Source organism: Caulobacter sp. GW821-FHT11E11, assembly GCF_058808315.1.
This window is the reverse complement of record NZ_JBXARO010000004.1, coordinates 465,799-485,157: the sequence shown is the minus strand read 5'-3', so window position 1 is coordinate 485,157 and position 19,359 is coordinate 465,799. Positions and strand designations below refer to the sequence as shown.

Below are 19,359 nucleotides of genomic sequence, written 5' to 3'. Positions count from 1 at the left end.
CGGGATGGGGGCTTTTCGAACGTCCTGGTTTCGTGGCCGGATGGGCCGCGTTCCGGAGGATCTCGCGATGATGAAACCGCCCGCCGCCTCGATCGACGACTACTTGGCCAAGCTGCCGCCCGACCAGCGCGCGGCGTTGGAAACCCTGCGCGGCCAGATCCGAGACGTCGCGCCGGAGGCCGAGGAGACGATCAGCTACGGCCTGCCGACCTTCAAGCTGCAGGGAAACCTGGTCCACTTCGGCGCGGCGGCCAAGCACTGCGCCTTCTATCCGGGCGCGCTGATCGGCCATTTCGCCGACCGGCTGGAAGGCTTCGAGACCGCCAAGGGCACGATCCGCTTCCAGCCCGACAGCCCGTTGCCGCCGGACCTGATCGCCGACATCGTCCAACACAGGATCGTGCAGAACCTGGAGATCGTGGCCGAGCGCGCGGCGCGGAAGAAGCGCTAGCGCGCCAGCCGCCCGTCTTCCAGCGCCGCCGGTTCGAACGAGAAGATGACGCTGGGGTCGGGCTTTGCCACGCCCTTGATCAGCTTCTTGTCGCCGGCCGCGTGCAGCAGCCAGCGGATGACGTTGAGGCGCGCGGCCTTCTTGTGGTCGGCGCGCACGCAGATCCACGGCGCGACGTCGCTGTGGGTGCGCATGAACATCTCGTCCCGGGCCTTGGTGTAGTCGTCCCACTTGTCCTGGGCGACCTTGTCCAGGTCGCTGGTCTTGAAGGCCTTCAGCGGATCCTCGCGGCGGGCCTTCAGGCGCTCGGCCTGTTCCTCGCGGCCGATGTCGAGCCAGAACTTGACGTAGCGCAGGCCGTTCTCGACCAGCATCCGCTCGAAGGCCGGCACGTCCTTGAGGAACTGCTCCTGCTGCTCGGGGCTGGAGAAGCCCATCACCCGCTCGACCCCGGCCCGGTTGTACCAAGAGCGGTTGAAGATCACCGCCTCCCCGCAGGCCGGCAGATAGTCCACATAACGCTGGAAGTACCACTCGCTGCGTTCGCGCTCGGTGGGCTTGGGCAGAGCGACGATCGTGGTGGCGCGCTTGGACAGGTGCTCGGTGACCCGGGCGATCGTGCCGTCCTTGCCGGCCGAGTCGCGGCCCTCGAAGATCACCAGGATCTTGTCGCCGTCCTTGATGGCCTTCTTCTGCAGCGCGATCAGGGCCAACTGCAGCTGCATCAGCTCGTTTTCGTAGTCGTCGGACTTGCTCATGCGCTGAGCCTACCCCTGGAAAGACTTGTTGCGCTAGAAGGACGAAATGATCCGACTTTTCGTTCCCAACAACCTCTCCGCCGGCGCCGGAGTCGTGCCCACTGTCGACCAGGCGCGCTACCTGACCTCGGTCATGCGCCTGGGCGTGGGGGCGGAGCTCCTGCTGTTCAACGGCCGCGATGGAGAGTGGCGAGCCAGCATCATCGAGTCGACCAAGCGCGGCTGCCTGCTGAAGGCCGACGAACAGGTCCGGCCGATGGAAATGGGTCCGGACCTCGACCTGATCATCGCCATGGTCAAGCGCAGCCGGGTCGAGACCATCGTCGAGAAGGCCGCCGAGCTGGGCGTCCGCCGCGTGCGGCTGACCATGACCCGGCGCACGAACGTCGACTTCGTCAAGCTGGGCCGCCTGGACGCCATCGCCATGGAGGCCGCCGAGCAGACCGGCCGCCTGGACGTGCCCGAGGTCGCCGATCCCGAAAAGCTGGAAAAGATCCTGGACGAGTGGGATCCAGCCCGCCGCCTGGTGTTTTGCGACGAAGGCGGCGACGCGAAACCCGCGATCGAGGCGCTGGCGGGAACCGGCGCGCCGGCCGCCATCCTGATCGGTCCCGAAGGCGGGTTCGCGCCGGAGGAACGCGAGCGCCTGCGGGGGCTTTCCTTCGTCACGCCGGTGTCCTTGGGCCCACGCATCCTGCGCGCCGACACCGCAGCCATTTCGGCGATGACGCTGTGGCAAGCGGCGGCTGGCGACTGGCGTTAGCATTTAAGGCGCAGGTCGCCTCTTGAGGTTCTTAAAGAAAACGCCCAACTGGGAAAACGCCCAACTGGGCGTGACCGATTAGTATAGCCGTCGGCGGAGAGCATGGGCCCTCTCCTCCCTCAGCATCGCAACCCCTGGGGAGGGACGGCTTGCATGGCCGACACCGCTAGCGTCCAAGAGCGTCAACTGACGCTCGCCGATCTGACCGACTATTTCGCTCAAGGGTCCAAGCCCAAGGAGGCCTTCCGCGTGGGGGCCGAGCACGAGAAGTTCGGCTTCTACCTGGGTTCGCACGAGCCCGTTCCCTACGAAGGCGACAAGGGCGTGCACGCCCTGCTGACCGGGCTGCAGCGCTTTGGCTGGAAGCCGGTCATGGAAGGCGAGGTCATCATCGGCCTCGAGCGCAATGGCGCCAATGTCAGCCTGGAGCCGGGCGGCCAGTTCGAGCTGTCGGGCGCGCCGCTGGCGACCATGCACGACATCTGCGACGAGACCGGCCAGCACCTGGACGAGGTCAAGACCGTCGCCGACGAGTTGGGCCTGGGTTTCCTGGGCCTCGGCTTCTCGCCGGTGTGGAAGCGCGCCGACGTGCCGATCATGCCCAAGGGCCGCTATGTGATCATGCGCAACTACATGCCCAAGGTCGGCAACCTCGGCCTCGACATGATGCTGCGCACCTGCACGGTGCAGGCCAATCTCGACTTCTCCAGCGAAGCCGACATGGTCGCCAAGTTCCGCATGAGCCTGGCCCTGCAGCCGATCGCCACGGCGCTGTTCGCCAATTCTCCGTTCACGGAAGGCAAGCCCAACGGCTTCCTCTCCGCGCGGGCGAATGTCTGGACCGACACTGATCCCAACCGCACGGGCCTGCTCGACTTCGTGTTCGAGGACGGCTTCGATTTCGAGCGTTACGCCCGCTATTCGCTCGACGTGCCGATGTATTTCGTCAAGCGCGGCGACAAATATATCGACGTCGCCGGCCGCTCGTTCCGCGACTTCATTGAAGGCAAGCTGCCCGAGCTGCCGGGCGAGATCGCCACGATCAAGGACTTCGCCGACCACACGACCACGGCCTTCCCGGAAGTGCGCCTGAAAACCTATCTGGAAATGCGCGGCGCCGACGCCGGTCCCTGGAGCCGTCTGTGCGCCTTGCCGGCGCTGTGGACGGGCGTGTTCTACGATGACGCCGCGCTCGCGGCCGCCTGGGACCTCTGCAAGGACTGGTCGCTCGAGGACCGCGAAGGCCTGCGCCGCGATGTGCCGAAGCTGGGCCTGAAGGCCCAGGTCGCCGGCCGCACCGTGCAGGACGTGGCCAAGGACTTCGTCGCCATCGCCAAGTCGGGCCTTAAGAACCGCGCCCACATCAACGGCGGTTTCCTGGACGAGACCATCTATCTGGGCGAGCTGGAACAGATCGCCGACAGCGGCATCACCCCCGCCGAACGCCTGCTGTCGCTGTACAACGGCGAATGGCAGGGCGACATCAGCCGCGTCTTCACCGACTGCGCCTACTAGGCCGCTTAAGGACCGGAAAGCCCTTACCTTGACGGCTTCACCCCGTTATGTAGTCAAAATACATAACGGGGTTTCCGATGCTGTTCCGATCCGTCCTGCTCGCCGGCACGCTGCTGGCCGGCGCCGCGCACGCGCAATCTGACGACGTCTATTCGCTGGGCGAGGTGCGGATCACCGCGCGGGGCAGCGACGGCGGGCTGATCGGCGGCTCGGTGATCAAGGGCGAGGACCTTCGCAAGTTCGACAAGATCAGCGTCGACCAGGCTCTGGACCTGATCCCCGGCGCCTCGGCCGGCAACAGCGGCGGGTCGCGCAACGAGCGGCTGGTGTTCATCCGCGGCTTCGACCGCTTCCAGACCACCCTGTCGATCGACGGCGTGCGGGTGTTCCTGCCGGCCGACAACCGCATCGACTTCGCCCGCTTCCTGACGGCGGACCTGTCGGAAGTGCAGGTGTCGAAGGGCTACGTCTCGGTCCTCGACGGCCCCGGCGGCATTGGCGGTGCGATCAACCTCGTGACCCGCACGCCCCAGGCCCCGTTCGAGGGCGAAGTCCGCCTGGGCGCGGGCTTCGACGCCGATGGTTCGCTGAACAGCAACGCGGTGTCGGGCCGGGTCGGCGGTCGCACCGAACACTTCTACGCCCAGCTGAGCGGCGCGCGGAACGAGCGCAACCACTGGGCCCTACCGGACGGCTATCGTCCCACCACGCTGGAGAACGGCGGCTATCGCGATCACTCCGACAGCGAGGACTGGCGGGTCAACGCCAAGGTCGGTTTCACCCCGCGCGAGGGCGATGACTATTCGCTGACCTTCACGCGTCAGGAGGGTTCGAAGAACGCGCCGTTCCACGTCACCGACACGGCTGGCGCCCGCTACTGGACCTGGCCCTACTGGAACATCGACAGCCTGGCCCTGCTGACCCGCACCCAGATCGCCGAAAACGCCTATCTGAAGACCCGCTTCTACCGGAACACCTTCAAGAACGGCCTGTTCTCGTACGACAACGCCCGCCAGAACACCCAGACCCTGGGGCGGGCGTTCCGATCCTACTACGATGACGTTGCTTATGGCGGGAATGTCGAGCTGGGCGTCCAGCTGACCCCGAGCAACACCCTGAAGGCCGCCGCCTTCTATCGCCGCGACGAGCATGTCGAGTGGCAGCAGAGCTTCGCGCCGCCGCTGATCGAGCCGCGTCAGACCACGACCGAGGACACCACCTCGATCGCCCTGGAGGACACCCAGAGCTTCGGCAAGGACGTCGACCTCGTCATCGGCGTCTCGCGCGACCATCGCGACCTGTCTATGGCCCAGGACTTCAACACTAACGTCTTGGTGGCCTATCCGCTGACCAGCGACAGCGCCTGGAACGGCCAGGCGGCGCTGGTCTGGCGGCCGACCGACACCGCCCAGCTGCACGCCAGCGTCTCGTCGCGCACCCGCTTCCCGACCCTGTTCGAGCGGTTCTCCTCGCGGTTCGGCACGGCGATCCCGAACCCGAACATCAAGGCCGAGCGGGCGGTGAACTACGAGGTCGGCGCGCGCGGCGACATCACACCCTTCATCACGGTCGAGGGCGCGGTGTTCTACAGCGACGTCCGCGACGCCCTGATCGCCATCCCGGTGGCCCTGGGGGCGCCGTTCGGCACGGTCAGCCAGACCCGCAATGTCGGCGACGGCGAGTACTACGGCGCCGAGGGCTCCGTGACCGCACGGGTGTCGCCGAAGCTGACCCTGGGCGGCAACTACACCTATCTGCACCGCGACTTCACCGACCCGAGCAACGCCGCGTTCCGGCCGCAGGGCGTGCCGACCCACAAGCTCTTTGCCTATGCCGACTGGCAGGTGGCCGAGCGCCTGACCCTGACGCCCAGCGTCGAGACCGCCTCCAAGCGCTGGACGGTGACCTCAAGCAGCCTGATCACCCCGGTCCGCTACTACCGCACCGGGGCCTATGTGCTGGCCGCGCTGACCGCCCGGGTGCAGGTGACGGAAAAGATCGACGTGCAGGTCTCGGCCCGCAACCTGCTGGACCAGAAGTACCAGCTGGTCGACGGCTTCCCCGAGGAAGGCCGCAACTTCCGCGCCGACCTGCGGGTCAAGTTCTAGGAGGATCACGATGCGCCTGACCGTTCTCGCCGCTCTCGCCGTACTGGCGACGCCGTTCGCCGCCTCGGCCCAGATGGCTCCGACCGCGCCGGCCCCGGCCTGCGCCGCCCTGGACAAGGACCTGCCGGCCGAACTGGCCGCCTGGCCGGCCAAGAAGGATCTGACCGCCGCCAAGGGCGTCCAGGATCTGGACAAGGCTGTGCTGACGCCGGGCCAGGCCTTCGTCGCCGCGTTGGCCCCGACGCCGGACGTGACCTACATCGTCCAGCCCCAAAAGCCGGGCGGCACGGTCAGCAGGGGTGGCCTGTTCGCCATCGATGTGCCGACCGCCGGGTCCTATGTCATCGCCCTCGGCACGGGCGCCTGGATCGACGTGCTGAAGGGCGATGCGGCCCAGCGTTCGACCGGCCACGGACGCGGGCCGGCCTGCACCACCCTGCGCAAGATGGTGACCTTCGACCTGCAGCCGGGCCGTTATGTCGTGCAGATCTCGGCCAATGCCGAGGCCAATCTGCCGATCATGGTCGCGGCCAAGCCCTGACATGAGACTGGGGGCGGTCAGCACGGCGCTGGGGCTGATCGGCGCCCTAAGCCTGCTGGCCATCTTCACGCCCGGCCTGGCGCAGCGTCCGGCTTCCGAAGTGCGAGTCGAGTTGGGCCGGCGATTGTTCTACGACGCCGACCTGTCGATCGACGGGACCATGGCCTGCGCCACCTGCCACGAGCAGCATCACGGCTTCACCGACGGCAACGCCACGCGGCCGGGCGTCCACGGTGATCCGGGGCGGCGCAACATCCAGACCCTGGCCAATGTCGGGACCTTCGCCAGCCTGACCTGGGGCGACCCGCGCGTGATGCGCCTTGAGGACCAGGCGCTGATCCCGATCGCGGGGACCACGCCGGTCGAGATGGGCTTCCACGGCCAGGAGAAGGTGCTGGAAGACCGCATCAGCGGCCGCGCTTGCTATCACAAGCTGTTCGCCGCCGCCTTTCCGAACGAAGCGGTCAGCATGACGACCATCACCAAGGCCCTGGCCGCCTTCCAGCGGACGCTGGTGTCCCGCGACGCGCCCTATGACCGTAAAAAGCGCGGCGAGTCGGTCGATACGTCGATCGAAGCCCTGCGCGGTGAGAAACTGTTCTTCGGCAAGGCCGGCTGCGCGAGCTGCCATGCGGCGCCGGACTTCACCGACGCGACCGGCCCGAACGCCTTCCACCGCATCGACCTGCCGTTCTCCGGCGACCAGGGGCTGGGCGAGATCACGGGCAAGACCGCCGACAACGGCAAGTTCCGCACGCCGTCGCTACGCAACGTCGGGATCAGCGCGCCGTATCTACACGACGGATCGGCGCACACCCTGACGGGCGCGATCCGGCGGCACCGGATGGCGACGGACCTGAAGGACGGCGAGGTCGAGGACCTCGTCGCGTTCCTGCGCACGCTGACCGACGACCGCTTCGTCGCCGATCCGCGCTTCTCGCTGCCGAAGACCTCGTGCGAGGCCGACGCGGCGAACCTCTAGAAGATCGCCCGCACGCCGGCGATGATGCCGACCCACAGGGTTACAGTCGCTGCCAGGGCGAACAGGCGGCCCCAGGCGAGCTTGCGCTGGGGAGTGGTCGTCGCGTGAACAGCGTCCGTCCGATAGGAGACGTAGGCCATGGTTTCCTCCGCGCCCCTCTGATGGGAGCTAGACCTTATGGTCACGCTCCCAGCGGTTAACGCGGGCTTAAGCCCGCCCCGGCCCTACAGCGACCCGATGTCGCGGTAGGGCTTGTCGACGTCGCGCTCGATCCGGTCGGGATCAGGCCCTTCGACATTCGGCGGCCAATGCTCGGCCTGGCTGGAGCCCGAGCCGCTGTCGGTGTGGCGCACAACCTCGTCGACGTTCAGGGCGTCGGTGTCGGCGGCCGTCAGCGCGCCGACCTGGAACTCGACATGCTCGGGATAGAAGGCCACGCGATTGCCGATCTGGCCGACAGAGGGGAACGGGTCCTCATAGGTCCAGACCGCGTTCTCGATCAGCTGGGCGTCGCGATAGATGGTGAAGTAGCTGGCGTCGCCCTTGTAGGGGCAGTGGGTCACCTTGTCGGTGCGGCGCAGGAACGCCATCCGCACGTCGTCGCGCGGGAAGTAGAAGACCGGCGGATAGTTGGCCTCCTTCAGCACCAGCACATCGTCGCTATCGGCGATCTCGTGGCCCTCGAACAGCACCCGCACCGTGTTGGGCGCGCGGGTGATCGTGATCGGGTGGCTTTCGTCGGGGATCTTCATCGCGGGCTCCGCCGTGAAAGGGTTCGCCATGCAAACGCATGAGGCGACTGCCAGGCTTCATGCCTTAGATCGGAACGCCAAACCCGCCCGGCAAGCCGTTGCTTGTGAAACCGTCCTCCGCGTGATCTTCTCCCCGCCAAATTGGGGCCGGCGGGGATGATTTGACCAATGGGGGGTCCGTCCGCGCCACTCGTTACGTTTCAAGGCTAGCGTATGAACATCGTTATCGCCGCGGGCATCCTGGTCACGCTCGTGACCGGCATTCCCGTTCTGGTCCAACTTCTGAAGGGCCATCCGCGCGGCCTGATCATCTGCTTCCTGGCCGAGATGTGGGAGCGCTTCTCCTACTACGGCATGCGGGGCCTGCTGATCTTCTACCTGACCCAGCACTTCCTGTTCGACCCCAAGGTCGCCAGCGGCCACTACGGCTCCTACACCTCGCTGGTCTATATCGTGCCCCTGCTGGGCGGCTTCCTGGCCGACCGCTATCTGGGCACCCGCAAGGCGGTGGCGTTCGGCGCGATCCTGCTGGTAGCCGGCCACCTGGCCATGGCCGTCGAAGGCAAGCCGGCCGTCCAGACCCTGACCTATGCCGGCCAGACTTACGAGTTCCAGGCCGAAGGCCGGGGTGACAGCCGCGTGGCCAAGATGATCGTGGCGGGCAAGCCCTACGACGTCACGGCGACCGAGGCGGGCGACTTCACGGTCAAGAACCTGCCGGCCGACGCGGGCCTGCCAGCCGTGCTGCCCAAGGGCGCGTACAAGCTGGACGTCAAAGACCGCGACCCGATGTACCTGAACATCTTCTGGCTGGCCCTGTCGCTGATCATCGTCGGCGTGGGCTTCATGAAGTCGAACGTCGCGGCCCTGGTCGGACAGCTCTATCCGCAGGGCGATCCGCGACGGGATCCGGGCTTCACCCTCTACTATTTCGGCATCAATCTGGGCTCGTTCTGGGCCTCGATCCTGTGCGGCATCCTGGGCGTCAATGTCGGCTGGTGGGCGGGCTTCGGCGCCGCCGGCCTCGGCATGCTGGCCGGTTTCGTGATCTTCGTGCTGGGCAAGCCCTGGCTGCTGGGTCGCGGCGAGCCGCCGGAAGGCGCGAAGTTGAAGGAGAAGGTCATCGGCCCGATCAGCCGCGAGATCGTGATCTACGGCATCTCCCTGCTGGCCGTGGCGGCGGTGTTCCTGGTCGTCCAGCGCACCCCTGTTGTGAACGTCACCCTGCTGGCCGGCATGTTCGGCTCGCTGGGCTACATCCTGTGGTTCGCCTTCGCCAAGTGCGAGAAGGTCGAGCGCGAGCGTCTGCTGCTGGCCACGGTGCTGGTGCTGGGGGCGGTGGTGTTCTGGACCCTGTTCGAGCAGGCCGGGTCGTCGCTGAACCTGTTCGCGGCCACCAACGTCAACCTGACCCTGATCTCCAAACCGGTCGAGTGGTTCGGCGGTTCGGTGGTGTTGGGCTCGCCCGCTCAGCTGACCGCCGCCGGCATCTCGACGGTCGGCAAATTCTGGGTCAACACCGACTTCAACGCCGCCCAGACCCAGGCCATCAACGCCGGCTGGATCCTGATCTTCGCCCCGGTCTTCGCCGCCCTGTGGACGGTGCTGACCGCGCGGGGGATTAACCCCAACCCGATGATCAAGTTCGGCCTGTCGCTGATCCAGGTCGGGGCCGGCTTCCTGATCCTGCTGGTCGGGGCTCAGTTCGCCGACGGCGCCTTCAAGATGCCGCTGATCTTCCTCGTGCTGATGTACATGCTGCATACGGGCGGCGAGATGTGCATGTCGCCGGTCGGCCTGTCGCAGATGACCAAGCTGTCGCCGCTGCACATGGTCTCGTTCGTGATGGCCGTCTGGTACATGGCCCTGGCCATGGCCAACCTGTTCGGCGGCTGGATCGCCGCCATCGCCGCGACCGAGACCATCGGCGGCCAGGTCCTGAACCCCGCCGCCGCCATGGCCCAGTCGCTGCTGGTCTTCAAGGTCATCGGCCTGGCCGCCATCGGCCTGGGCGTGCTGTTCCTGATCCTGGCGCCGGTTCTGAAGAAGTGGTCGCACGGCGCCGACGAGACCGATCCTCAGCCGATCGCGGACTCGACCGTTACGGGCCAAGCCTAGGCCCAAATGAAAGAAGGGCCCCGGCGGCTTGCCCGGGGCCCTTCACGAGGCGTGGAGGGGCCACGCCTCACCTTCGGGTGGGACGGTCTCGGGGGTGGCTCAAACCGCCCGAGACCGTTTCCGCTCCCTACCCAAAGCTCTTGCGCACCTTGATGAACAGGTACGGCTCGAAAGGGATTTCGCGCTGTTCGACCTGGGTGACGACGCCACTCCCCCGGCCACCGGCGTACATCACCCGCGTGCGGTGCTTGTGCCGGCTGGTCCAGTTGGCCAGCTCGGTGCGAATGGTCAGGTCCTTGCGCGGCCGCCACTCGAAGAAGCCCTCGATCCACTGCTCGAACGTGAAGGTGCGCACCTCGCCGACGCGGTAGTAGCGCTGCTCGTTCGGGCAGATGGTGGTGACGCCCCAGCTCCACTTGCCGCCCGGCATGTCGCGCGTGAAGCTGACATTGCAGGTGAACGGCGTCTGGGCCGAGATGCGGCGCTTGCCCAGGGTGACTGGGTCGGTGACCTCGCTTTCCGCCCACGAGGCCCGCATCTTCAGCTGGCCGCCGCTGACGCCCAGCCTGTCGGTCGGCAGGGTCAGGTTGACCTGGTAGAAGTCGCTGGCGCCGTCGCCGATATTGCCCGGCGCCTCGAACACCTTGTTGATCGGGATGACGTCGACGACGTCCTGGATCTCGGCGTGGCGCCACAGCAGCACCAGAGCGCCGCCGCCCCAGAAGCGCTTCTCCCAGGCTGTCTCCATGACCCACTTGCGCTCGGGCACCAGGTCGGGATTGCCGGCGTCGACCGTGCCGGTCTCGGTGCCGGCCGACGAGACGAAGTCGCCGAAGTCCAGCTGGCCGACCTCGCGCTCGATCCGCACCCGCAGCTGGTCGGTGGTGGTCGGCGACCAGGTCGCGAGCACCCGGGGCTTGGGATAGAAGAACTTCTTCGACAGATCGGTGTCGCCGCTCTGGCTGATCTTCGAGACCTCCAGGCGCGCCCCAGCCTCGACGTTCAGCTTGGGACTGGCGCGCCAGATCGCCTTGCCCGATAGCTCGCCGCGGAGCTCCTCGACCTTGACCTGGGCGGCGGGCAGGGGAATGGCGACGCTGTTCTCGAAATAGCGCGTGTCGCCGTCCAGGACGTTGTAGGCGCCCTCGAGCCCGGCCTCGAACGACAGCTTGTCGCTGCGGCGGTGGCGCAGTTCCGAACGGACGATGGTCTCGCCAGTGTCGGTGCGCGCCTTGTAATCCACGAACAGGCGCGGATCCTCGAAGGTCGAGCCGTAGATCTCGCGGTTGAGGTTCTGCAGCACGACCAGCTGCAGGTCCGAGCGCGCCGACAGGCTGCGGTCGAAGCGGGCGCCGAACTCGCCCGACCAGCTGTGCAGCTTCTCGCCGGTGACCTCGCGGCCGGGGGCGGGGAAGACCCGCGTGGCGGTCACGTCGCGGTCGTAGCCGAAGTACTCGAGCTTGGCGTTGACCCGCGCCTTGCCGCCAAGGGTCGGTCGTTGCACCGCGCCGCGCAGCACGTAGTTGTAGATGGTGTCGTAGCCCTTCAGCGCGTCCTTGGCGGTGGGGACGCCCTTGCCGTCGGAGCGCAGGCGCACGGCGCCGTCGAAGGTGTTGTCGGTGCGGTCCTGGGTGGCCTTCAGCGAGCCTTCCAGGGCGTAGTCGCCTTCGCGGCGCGAGCCTTCCAGCTCGACGATGGGGCCGAACAGGCCGTCCGGATAGACATAGGTCTGGACGTTCAGGACCTTCTGCACCTGGACCGTACGCTTGAGCACGATGTTGGCCATCACCGTGCGGCCCTGCATGTCGATGCCCGGCGCGCCGCCGCGGATCAGGTCGATGCGCTCGACGGTCGGGGCCGCGATCCGGCGCAGCATGTCCTCCAGCGATTCGTTCTTGCTGGTCGGGCGCTCGCCGTTGATCAGCACGTTGCCGGCCGTCCCGGCGAAGCCGCGCGCGCTGTCGCCCTGTTCCAGCGAGAAGCCGGGCAGGCGGGTGATCATGTCCAGCGCGGTGCTGGGCTGAGCGGCGGCGAAGAAGTCGGGCGCATAGGGAATGACGCCGCGCTGGGCGGGGTCGATGTCTTGCGCAACAGGCGCTGCGGCAAGGGCCGCGGTCGAGATGGGCGGATCCGCGTCGAGCGGGGCGACGCCCGCCATGGCCATCATCAGCACGCTTGCCAGCATCGCGGTCGTCCCCTTGGAGGCCCTCCCCAGGGCCTTCGTTCTGCCGGGGCAACGTGGCCGGGGGCGCGGTGCGTTGAAAGTTACAAGCGTGAAATGTGGATTAAATCGCGGACACGTTGCCGGTGATCACTGTCGCGGACCGGCTTGCGGCCAGGCTTGCGCAGCCCTAGGTGCTCGTTCCTGAGGGAGCTCCAGATGACCGTGACGCCGCTGACGACGAACGACCTGGCCGGCGCGGACGGCGAGGCCCTGCTGGCGCTGAACAACGCCCATGCGGTGGAGCTGTCGTGGCTGGAGCCCGAGCGCCTGGCGCATTTGGTGGCCGAGGCCTTCGTCGCGCGTCGCGTGGGCGTGGCCGACGCCCTGCTGCTGACCTTCGACCAGGCCGCCGACTATGACAGCGTCAACTATCTGTGGTTCCGCGAGCGCTATCCGGCCTTCGTCTATGTCGACCGGGTGGTGGTGGATGACGCCGCGCGGGGCAGGGGCTTGGCGCGGGCGCTCTACGACGACCTGTTCGCGGCGGCCAAGGCGGCGGGGCACGAGCGGATCGTGTGCGAGGTCAATTCCGATCCGCCGAACCCGGCGTCGGACAGGTTCCACGCGGCGCTTGGGTTTGTGACCGTGGGTACGGCGCAGATCCACGGCGGGAAGAAGACGGTGACGTACTTGGCGCGCCCTCTCTAATTCCGATTTCCCGGCGAAAGCCGGGACTCAGATCGTAGGGCTGTGAGGCGCACGCAAAGACGCCCGCGAACCTCTCCGGAACGCGGGCGCTCTTGCATCTGGGCCCCGGCTTTCGCCGGGGAAACGGATATAGGTTAAACCGCCGTCCCGCCTACCGTCAGGCCGGTGATCTTCAGGCTCGGCTGGCCGACGCCCACGGGCACGCCCTGGCCTGACTTGCCGCAGACACCGATACCGGGATCAAACGCGAAGTCGTTGCCGATCATCGTCACCCGCGTCAGGGCGCTCGGGCCATCGCCGATCAGCGTCGCGCCCTTGACCGGCGCGGTGATCTTGCCGTCCTCGACCAGATAGGCCTCGGTGCACTGGAAGACGAACTTGCCGTTGGTGATGTCGACCTGGCCGCCGCCGAAATTGGCGCAGTAGAGGCCGCGCTTCAGCGATGCGATCATTTCCTGCGGGTCGTCATTGCCGGCCAGCATGCCGGTGTTGGTCATGCGCGGCATCGGCATGTGGGCGTAGGACTGGCGGCGACCGTTGCCGGTGGCCTTCATGCCCATCAGGCGCGCGCTCATGCGGTCATGCATGTAGCCGACCAGGATCCCGTCCTCGATCAGCACGGTGCGTTCGGTGGGCGTGCCTTCGTCGTCGACGGTCAGCGAGCCGCGGCGACCGGCCAGCGAGCCGTCGTCGAAGACGGTGACGCCCTTGGCGGCCACGCGCTCGCCGATGCGGCCCGAGAAGGCGCTGATGCCCTTGCGGTTGAAGTCGCCTTCCAGGCCGTGACCGACGGCCTCGTGCAGCAGCACGCCGTTCCAGCCCGGGCCCAGGACCACGTCCATTTCACCGGCCGGGCAGGCGACGGCGTCCAGATTGACCAGCGCCATGCGCAGGGCCTCGTCGACCTGGCCCTGCCACTTGTCGGGGCTGATCCAGGCCGAGAAGCCGGCGCGGCCGCCGGCGCCGGAGTTGCCGCTCTCGCGACGGCCGTCCTTCTCGACGGTGACCTGGACGTTGACGCGCACCAGCGGGCGCACGTCGCGGATCAGCTTGCCGTCGGCGCGCAGGATCTCGACCACGCGGCGCTCGCCGGCCATCGAGGCCATCACCTGCACGACGCGCGGGTCGCGGGCGCGAGCGAAGGCGTCGATCTCCTGGAGCAGAGACACCTTGTCGGAGAAGTCGGGCGCGCTGACCGGGTTGTCCTCGCCGTACAGCTTTTCGTTCGTCGAGCGCGGACCTTCGGCGGTGACGCCGGCATAGCCGCGCTTGGCCAGCTTGGCCGAATCGGCGGCGCGGCCGATGGCGGCCTCGGAAATCTCGGCGGCGTGGGCGTAGCCGGCCGTCTCGCCGGCCACAACGCGCAGGCCAAAGCCTTCGCCGCTGTCGTAGGAGGCGCTCTTGAGGCGTCCGTCGTCGAAGACGAAGGCCTCGCTCTCGGAGCGTTCGAGGAACAGCTCGCCGTCGTCGGCGCCCGCCAGGGCTTCGCCGAGGATCGACTGGGCGCGGTCACGATCGACGCCGGCGGCGTCCAGAAGGGAAGGGGCGGAGATGGGAGCGTTCATGGTCCTACAGGTAAGACTTCCGAGCGCATCCGTCACCCCGCCCCTTTTGTCGCAAGGCTGATCAATACTCGCGGCGGACTTCGCCGGAGCCGGTGATCTCGCTGCTGACCGACTTGGGTTCGGTGCGCAGTTCGACGTCGCCGCTGCCGGAGATGTCGACCTTGGCCTTGTTGGTGGCGAAGATCGCGCCGCCGCCGCTGCCCGACACCGCGACGACCGCGTCCTTGGCCTTCAGGTCGGTCAGGTTGACGTAGCCCGAGCCCGAATTGTCGACCGTCACGAGATCGACCCGACCCGTGGCGCCAAGGTCGCCGCTGCCGCTGACGCTGACCCCGATGGTCGGGTGGTCGTAGCGGCGGATGTCGAGATCACCCGAGCCTCGGATGTCGAAGCGGGTCACGTCGGGGGCGATGACCGTGATCTTCACCCGTTCGGAGTCGCTCTCGACCCGCAGGCCCATGGCGTCGATGGTCAGGCGGTCGTGGTCGCCGCCGTCGCCGCCCTCAAGGCTGATGCGGCCGCCGTCGACGCGCAGGCGGTTGATGTAGTCCTTGGGGCCGGACGCCACGATCTTGCCCTCTGCGCCCTGGACGAAGACCACGTCGACCGGCAGGTCGATGATCAGCTGGTCCTTGCCCGTCCAGGGAAAGGTGCGGTCGATGGCCGGCGACGAGGCCTGGCCCGTGACGGTGACGTGGCGCGCCGAGCGGATCACCTGACCGTTGTCGCGGACGATGACGGTCTCGCCGTCGCCGTCGAACGGCAGGGTCCAGCCATTCTTCATGATTTCCGGGCCGGCGATGGCCGCCACCCCGACGAAGCAGCCGACGGCGAGCGCGAAGCTGGCCCCGGCGACGATGAGCGTATTGCGGATCAACATGGTCCCCTCCTGTTCCGCTCAGACTTGTTCGATGGCCGGCTTCAGCAGCCGGTAGTGCAGGCGGGCGTACCAGACGACCGCGTTGAAGACCCCGATGGTCACCAGCGTCAGCAGGGCGCCGAAGCAGGTGGCCAGGCCCATCAGGCCCAGGCCCGCCAGGAAGGCGGTGATCGGGCCGCCGGGCGGTCCGGTCAGCGGGCCGGCGGCGAAGACGAAGCCCCCGGCGATGAACATGGTCACCACGGCGACCAGGAACCCGAACAGCGCGCCCAGCACGCCCATCAGCAGGGGCAGCAGGAAGATCACGTCCAGGGCGCCCAGGCCGATCAGCGCGATGATCGCGCCCATGGCGTTGGACGGCGTCTTCTTCTCTTCCCACGACTTCAGGCCCGCCTCGGCGCGCATCTCGCGGGCCAGGCGGTCGGGATCGCCCAGGGCGGCGGCGACCTCGGCCTCGGTCCGGCCGGCGGCCTGGCCGTCGGCGAAGTGGGCCTCGTGGTCGGCGACGACGTCGGCGATCGTGGTGACCGGCAGGCCGGCCAGGCCACGACGCAGACGGGTGATGAACTCGGCGCGGGTCATGCGGAAGCTCCCACGATGTCGTTGACCGCGCTCGAGAAGGCGGTCCATTCGGCCTTCTGCTGTTCCAGGCTCAGGCGCCCGGTCTGCGTCAGGCGGTAGTACTTGCGTGGCGGACCGCTCTGGCTTTCCACCAGATAGGTCTCGACCAGGCCATCCGACTGCATGCGGCGCATCAGCGGATAGATCGTCCCTTCCCCCATATCGATGTCCCTCGTGAGCCTGCTGGCGATCTCGTAGGCGTAGCTGTCGGCGTGCGAGAGCAGGGCCAGCACGCACAGCGCCAGCACGCCTTTCTTCAGTTGGATCTCAATCGTTTCCGGCACGGCGTCCTTGGCCTCCGTTGATAAGACCTATCTATCGCCAGGTACTGGGTATCGCAAGGTACCTACTGATGAATGATACGTAATGTTTGGGGCGTTCCGGAAGGGTGGCGCGAGCCGTTCCGGGCAAGGTTCCACGACGGTGTTGAGAGGGGTTCGCAACTGGACCCGCCCTTGTGGCGATAACCGGACAATCCCATGTCGCACACGTGGTCTCTGGTGCTTGGCAACCGCTGGCGATGCGCGTATGCAGCCTCCGGACCGACCATCGGGCGGACTGGGCGTCGACGCGCGACTCACCTGTGAGCAGCATCGATTGCAGAGGGCCGGCCCGGGGGTCGTAATACGCAAAGTCGGCGCGGCGCGGTCTTGGGATTCCCCATGGGATCCGGAGTCCAAATCGCCGCCGAAACGGGCCGTGAGGGATATGAAGGCGCAATTTTCGGGGATTAAGCGGTTCTTGACGGGCGCGTCCGCCCTCGCCGCCACGATGATGTTCGCGGGGAACGCCCTCGCCGAGGATCTGCTGGGCCAGCCGACGCCGGGGGCGATCGACCTTCAGCCGGCCGCTTCTGAGCTGAAGCACCACGCGATCCAGTTCCACAACCTGGTCCTGATGCCGATCATCACGCTCATCACCTTGCTGGTGCTGGGCCTGCTGATCTGGATCGTGGTGCGCTACAATAAGAAAGCGAACCCGGTTCCGGCCAAGTTCAGTCACAACACCACGATCGAGATCATCTGGACCCTGGTCCCGGTGCTGATCCTGATGGTCATCGCCATCTTCTCGTTCCGCCTGTTGTTCCACTACAACGACATGCCCAAGCCCTACATGACCGTGAAGGCCACGGGCTATCAGTGGTACTGGGGCTACGAGTATCCGGACCAGAAGATCAGCGAGATCGTGTCGCTGCCTCTGACCAAGGAACAGGCCAACGCCAAGAAGGTCCCGTACCTGCTGGCCGCCGACAAGGCGATGGTCGTCCCGGTCAACCAGGTCGTCCGCGTGCAGGTCACCGGCGCCGACGTGATCCACGCCTTCGCGCTTCCGGCCTTCGGCCTGAAGATCGACGCCATCCCGGGTCGCCTGAACGAAACCTGGTTCAAGGCCGAGAAGACGGGCGTCTTCTACGGTCAGTGCTCGGAACTGTGCGGTGTCGATCACTCGAACATGCCGATCGAGATCCAGGTCGTGACCCAGGCCCAGTTCGATGCGTGGGTTAAGGAAAAGGTCGCTCCGCCGGCCCCGGCCGCTCCGGCCGAAGGCGCTGCGCCTGCCGCCCCCGTGGCTCCTGGCGCGACCCCCGCCTCGGCTCCGGCCGCCGCCCCCGCTTCCGCTCCGGCCGCGGCTCCCGCCGCGCCGGCGGCCTAAAGACTACGTAGGATAGAAGTCCGATGGCTCACGCCGCAGACACCCACGGCCACGGCGGTCACGACGACGCCGACCACAAGCCGCCCTTCATCGCCCGCTGGTTCTTCTCGACGAACCACAAGGACATCGGCACGCTGTACATCCTGTTCGCCATCATGGCGGGCCTGGTCGGCGGCCTCCTGTCGGGCCTGATCCGCTGGGAGCTGATGCACCCGGGCATCCAGGTGTTCACCGACGACGGCCTGCTGGCCCAACTCGGCATCTTCAAGGGCAAGCACGGCTTCAACGCCGTCGTCACCGCCCACGCCCTGATCATGATCTTCTTCATGGTCATGCCCGCCATGATCGGCGGCTACGGCAACTGGTTCGTTCCGATCATGATCGGCGCGCCGGACATGGCCTTCCCGCGGATGAACAACATCTCGTTCTGGCTGCTGGTCGCCGCTTGGGTCCTGCTGGTCAGCTCGATGTTCGTCGACGGCGGCCCGGGCCACGGCTTCGGCGGCGGCTGGACGATCTATCCGCCCCTGTCGACCATCGGTCACAAGGGTCCGGCCATGGACCTGGCGATCCTGTCGCTCCACCTGGCCGGCGCTTCGTCGATCCTGGGCGCGATCAACTTCATCACCACGATCTTCAACATGCGCGCGCCGGGCATGACCCTGCACCGCATGCCGCTGTTTGCGTGGTCGGTGCTGATCACCGCCTTCCTGCTGCTGCTGTCGCTGCCCGTCCTGGCCGGCGCCATCACTATGCTGCTGACCGACCGTAACTTCGGCACCCACTTCTTCGACCCGGCCGCCGGCGGCGACCCCGTCATGTTCCAGCACCTGTTCTGGTTCTTCGGTCACCCGGAAGTGTACATCCTGATCCTGCCCGGGTTCGGCATCATCAGCCACATCGTCTCGACCTTCTCCAAGAAGCCGGTCTTCGGCTACCTGGCGATGGCCTACGCGATGGTCGCCATCGGCTTCGTCGGCTTCGTCGTGTGGGCGCACCACATGTACACCGTCGGCATGAGCATCAACCTGCGCGCCTACTTCGTGGCCGCCACGATGATCATCGCCGTCCCGACGGGCGTGAAGATCTTCAGCTGGATCGCCACGATGTGGGGCGGCTCGCTGGAGTTCAAGACGCCCATGCTGTGGGCGATCGGCTTCATCTTCCTGTTCACCGTCGGTGGCGTGACGGGCGTCGTCCTGTCGAACGCCGGCATCGACTACAGCCTGCACGACACCTACTACGTCGTCGCCCACTTCCACTACGTGCTGTCGCTGGGCGCCGTGTTCGCGATCTTCGCCGGCTTCTTCTACTGGTTCGAGAAGATGTGGGGTGTGAAGTACAACGAGGCCCTGGGCTGCATCCAGTTCTGGATCATGTTCGTCGGCGTGAACCTGGTGTTCTTCCCGCAGCACTTCCTGGGCCTGCAAGGCATGCCACGTCGCTACGTCGACTATCCGGAAGCCTTCGCGAAGTGGAACTACGTGTCGTCGGTCGGCTACATGATCACCGCCGCTGGCGTGGGCGTGTTCCTGATCCTGCTGCTGGAAGCCGCGATCCGTCGCCGTCCGGCGGAAGCCAACCCGTGGGGCGAAGGCGCCACGACGCTGGAATGGACCCTGTCCTCGCCGCCGCCGTTCCACCAGTTCAGCGAACCGCCGGTGATCAAGGAAGACAGCCACCACTAAGGTGCTCTGTCGTCCGTAACCGGACCTAAAGCGGGGGCGCGGTCGGGATCCTTAAGGGTCCAGGCCGCGCCCTTCGCCCATTCAAGACCGAT

At 66.9% G+C, this 19,359-nt stretch carries 18 protein-coding genes and 1 pseudogene; 11 read left to right on the top strand and 8 right to left on the bottom strand.

The genetic code is table 11. The features are described 5' to 3' along the window. Positions 1-67 precede the first annotated feature (67 nt). Complete coding sequence (locus AC1RR5_RS12570; RefSeq protein ID WP_492921964.1) at positions 68-451, top strand: iron chaperone; 384 nt, start codon at positions 68-70, stop codon at positions 449-451. Here the strand turns inward: AC1RR5_RS12570 and ppk2 are convergent. Then, entirely contained in the window at positions 448-1,209 is a 762-nt protein-coding gene (gene ppk2, locus AC1RR5_RS12565; protein WP_492921963.1) for a polyphosphate kinase 2, read from the bottom strand. The genes AC1RR5_RS12570 and ppk2 overlap by 4 nt on opposite strands. A 46-nt stretch (positions 1,210-1,255) precedes the next feature. Between ppk2 and AC1RR5_RS12560 the strand changes: the two genes are divergently transcribed. From AC1RR5_RS12560 to AC1RR5_RS12540, 5 genes are all read left to right on the top strand, one after another. Continuing rightward, on the top strand, positions 1,256-1,972 hold the full coding sequence (locus AC1RR5_RS12560) for a 16S rRNA (uracil(1498)-N(3))-methyltransferase (RefSeq protein WP_492921961.1): 717 nt from the start codon (positions 1,256-1,258) through the stop codon (positions 1,970-1,972). 153 nt (positions 1,973-2,125) lie between these two features. Beyond that, on the top strand, positions 2,126-3,487 hold the full coding sequence (locus AC1RR5_RS12555) for a glutamate--cysteine ligase (RefSeq protein WP_492921959.1): 1,362 nt from the start codon (positions 2,126-2,128) through the stop codon (positions 3,485-3,487). A 77-nt stretch (positions 3,488-3,564) separates the two neighbouring features. Then, entirely contained in the window at positions 3,565-5,595 is a 2,031-nt protein-coding gene (locus tag AC1RR5_RS12550; RefSeq protein WP_492921957.1) for a TonB-dependent receptor plug domain-containing protein, read from the top strand. Positions 5,596-5,605: 10 nt separating this feature from the next. Further along, the gene (locus AC1RR5_RS12545; protein WP_492921956.1) at positions 5,606-6,136 is read left to right on the top strand and encodes a homogentisate 1,2-dioxygenase; all 531 of its coding nucleotides are present in this window, start codon (positions 5,606-5,608) and stop codon (positions 6,134-6,136) included. 1 nt (position 6,137) lies between these two features. Further along, positions 6,138-7,118 carry a cytochrome-c peroxidase gene (locus AC1RR5_RS12540; protein WP_492921955.1) on the top strand — a complete coding sequence of 327 codons (981 nt, stop codon included), beginning with the start codon at positions 6,138-6,140 and terminating at the stop codon, positions 7,116-7,118. Here the strand turns inward: AC1RR5_RS12540 and AC1RR5_RS12535 are convergent. Both AC1RR5_RS12535 and AC1RR5_RS12530 read right to left on the bottom strand, forming a co-directional pair. After that, positions 7,115-7,258 carry a hypothetical protein gene (locus AC1RR5_RS12535; RefSeq protein ID WP_492921954.1) on the bottom strand — a complete coding sequence of 48 codons (144 nt, stop codon included), beginning with the start codon at positions 7,256-7,258 and terminating at the stop codon, positions 7,115-7,117. The two genes, AC1RR5_RS12540 and AC1RR5_RS12535, sit on opposite strands and share 4 nt — an antisense overlap. A gap of 84 nt (positions 7,259-7,342) precedes the next feature. Continuing rightward, positions 7,343-7,870 (bottom strand): DUF427 domain-containing protein, encoded by a 528-nt coding sequence (locus tag AC1RR5_RS12530; protein ID WP_492921953.1) that lies wholly within the window; start codon positions 7,868-7,870, stop codon positions 7,343-7,345. 91 nt (positions 7,871-7,961) lie between these two features. On the opposite strand from AC1RR5_RS12530, the pseudogene AC1RR5_RS12525 reads away from it, so the two are divergent. Together AC1RR5_RS12525 and AC1RR5_RS12520 are read left to right on the top strand one after the other, a co-directional pair. Next, positions 7,962-8,030, top strand: a pseudogene (locus AC1RR5_RS12525) (hypothetical protein); the annotation flags it as partial. Between the two features lie 53 nt (positions 8,031-8,083). Then, positions 8,084-9,988 carry a peptide MFS transporter gene (locus tag AC1RR5_RS12520; RefSeq protein ID WP_492921951.1) on the top strand — a complete coding sequence of 635 codons (1,905 nt, stop codon included), beginning with the start codon at positions 8,084-8,086 and terminating at the stop codon, positions 9,986-9,988. Between the two features lie 127 nt (positions 9,989-10,115). On the opposite strand, the gene AC1RR5_RS12515 is transcribed toward AC1RR5_RS12520, so the two are convergent. Continuing rightward, positions 10,116-12,173: a TonB-dependent receptor plug domain-containing protein gene (locus tag AC1RR5_RS12515; protein WP_492921949.1), complete on the bottom strand. Its 2,058-nt coding sequence runs from the start codon at positions 12,171-12,173 to the stop codon at positions 10,116-10,118. A 195-nt stretch (positions 12,174-12,368) separates the two neighbouring features. On the opposite strand from AC1RR5_RS12515, the gene AC1RR5_RS12510 reads away from it, so the two are divergent. Then, the gene (locus AC1RR5_RS12510) at positions 12,369-12,860 is read left to right on the top strand and encodes a GNAT family N-acetyltransferase (protein ID WP_492921948.1); all 492 of its coding nucleotides are present in this window, start codon (positions 12,369-12,371) and stop codon (positions 12,858-12,860) included. Positions 12,861-12,994: 134 nt separating this feature from the next. On the opposite strand, the gene tldD is transcribed toward AC1RR5_RS12510, so the two are convergent. From tldD to AC1RR5_RS12490, 4 genes are all read right to left on the bottom strand, one after another. Beyond that, entirely contained in the window at positions 12,995-14,425 is a 1,431-nt protein-coding gene (gene tldD / locus AC1RR5_RS12505) for a metalloprotease TldD (RefSeq protein WP_492921947.1), read from the bottom strand. Between the two features lie 61 nt (positions 14,426-14,486). Further along, the gene (locus tag AC1RR5_RS12500; RefSeq protein WP_492921945.1) at positions 14,487-15,305 is read right to left on the bottom strand and encodes a GIN domain-containing protein; all 819 of its coding nucleotides are present in this window, start codon (positions 15,303-15,305) and stop codon (positions 14,487-14,489) included. 18 nt (positions 15,306-15,323) lie between these two features. Further along, positions 15,324-15,887, bottom strand: coding sequence for a DUF1700 domain-containing protein (locus AC1RR5_RS12495; RefSeq protein ID WP_492921944.1), 564 nt, complete (start codon positions 15,885-15,887; stop codon positions 15,324-15,326). Continuing rightward, positions 15,884-16,210, bottom strand: coding sequence for a PadR family transcriptional regulator (locus AC1RR5_RS12490; RefSeq protein ID WP_492921943.1), 327 nt, complete (start codon positions 16,208-16,210; stop codon positions 15,884-15,886). Before AC1RR5_RS12490 ends, AC1RR5_RS12495 begins: the two co-directional genes overlap by 4 nt. A 424-nt stretch (positions 16,211-16,634) precedes the next feature. Here AC1RR5_RS12490 and coxB point away from each other — a divergent pair, with 424 nt between their 5' ends. Both coxB and ctaD read left to right on the top strand, forming a co-directional pair. After that, entirely contained in the window at positions 16,635-17,579 is a 945-nt protein-coding gene (coxB, locus tag AC1RR5_RS12485; RefSeq protein ID WP_492921942.1) for a cytochrome c oxidase subunit II, read from the top strand. A 23-nt stretch (positions 17,580-17,602) separates the two neighbouring features. After that, positions 17,603-19,267 carry a cytochrome c oxidase subunit I gene (ctaD, locus tag AC1RR5_RS12480; RefSeq protein ID WP_492921940.1) on the top strand — a complete coding sequence of 555 codons (1,665 nt, stop codon included), beginning with the start codon at positions 17,603-17,605 and terminating at the stop codon, positions 19,265-19,267. The last annotated feature ends 92 nt before the right edge of the window (positions 19,268-19,359 follow it).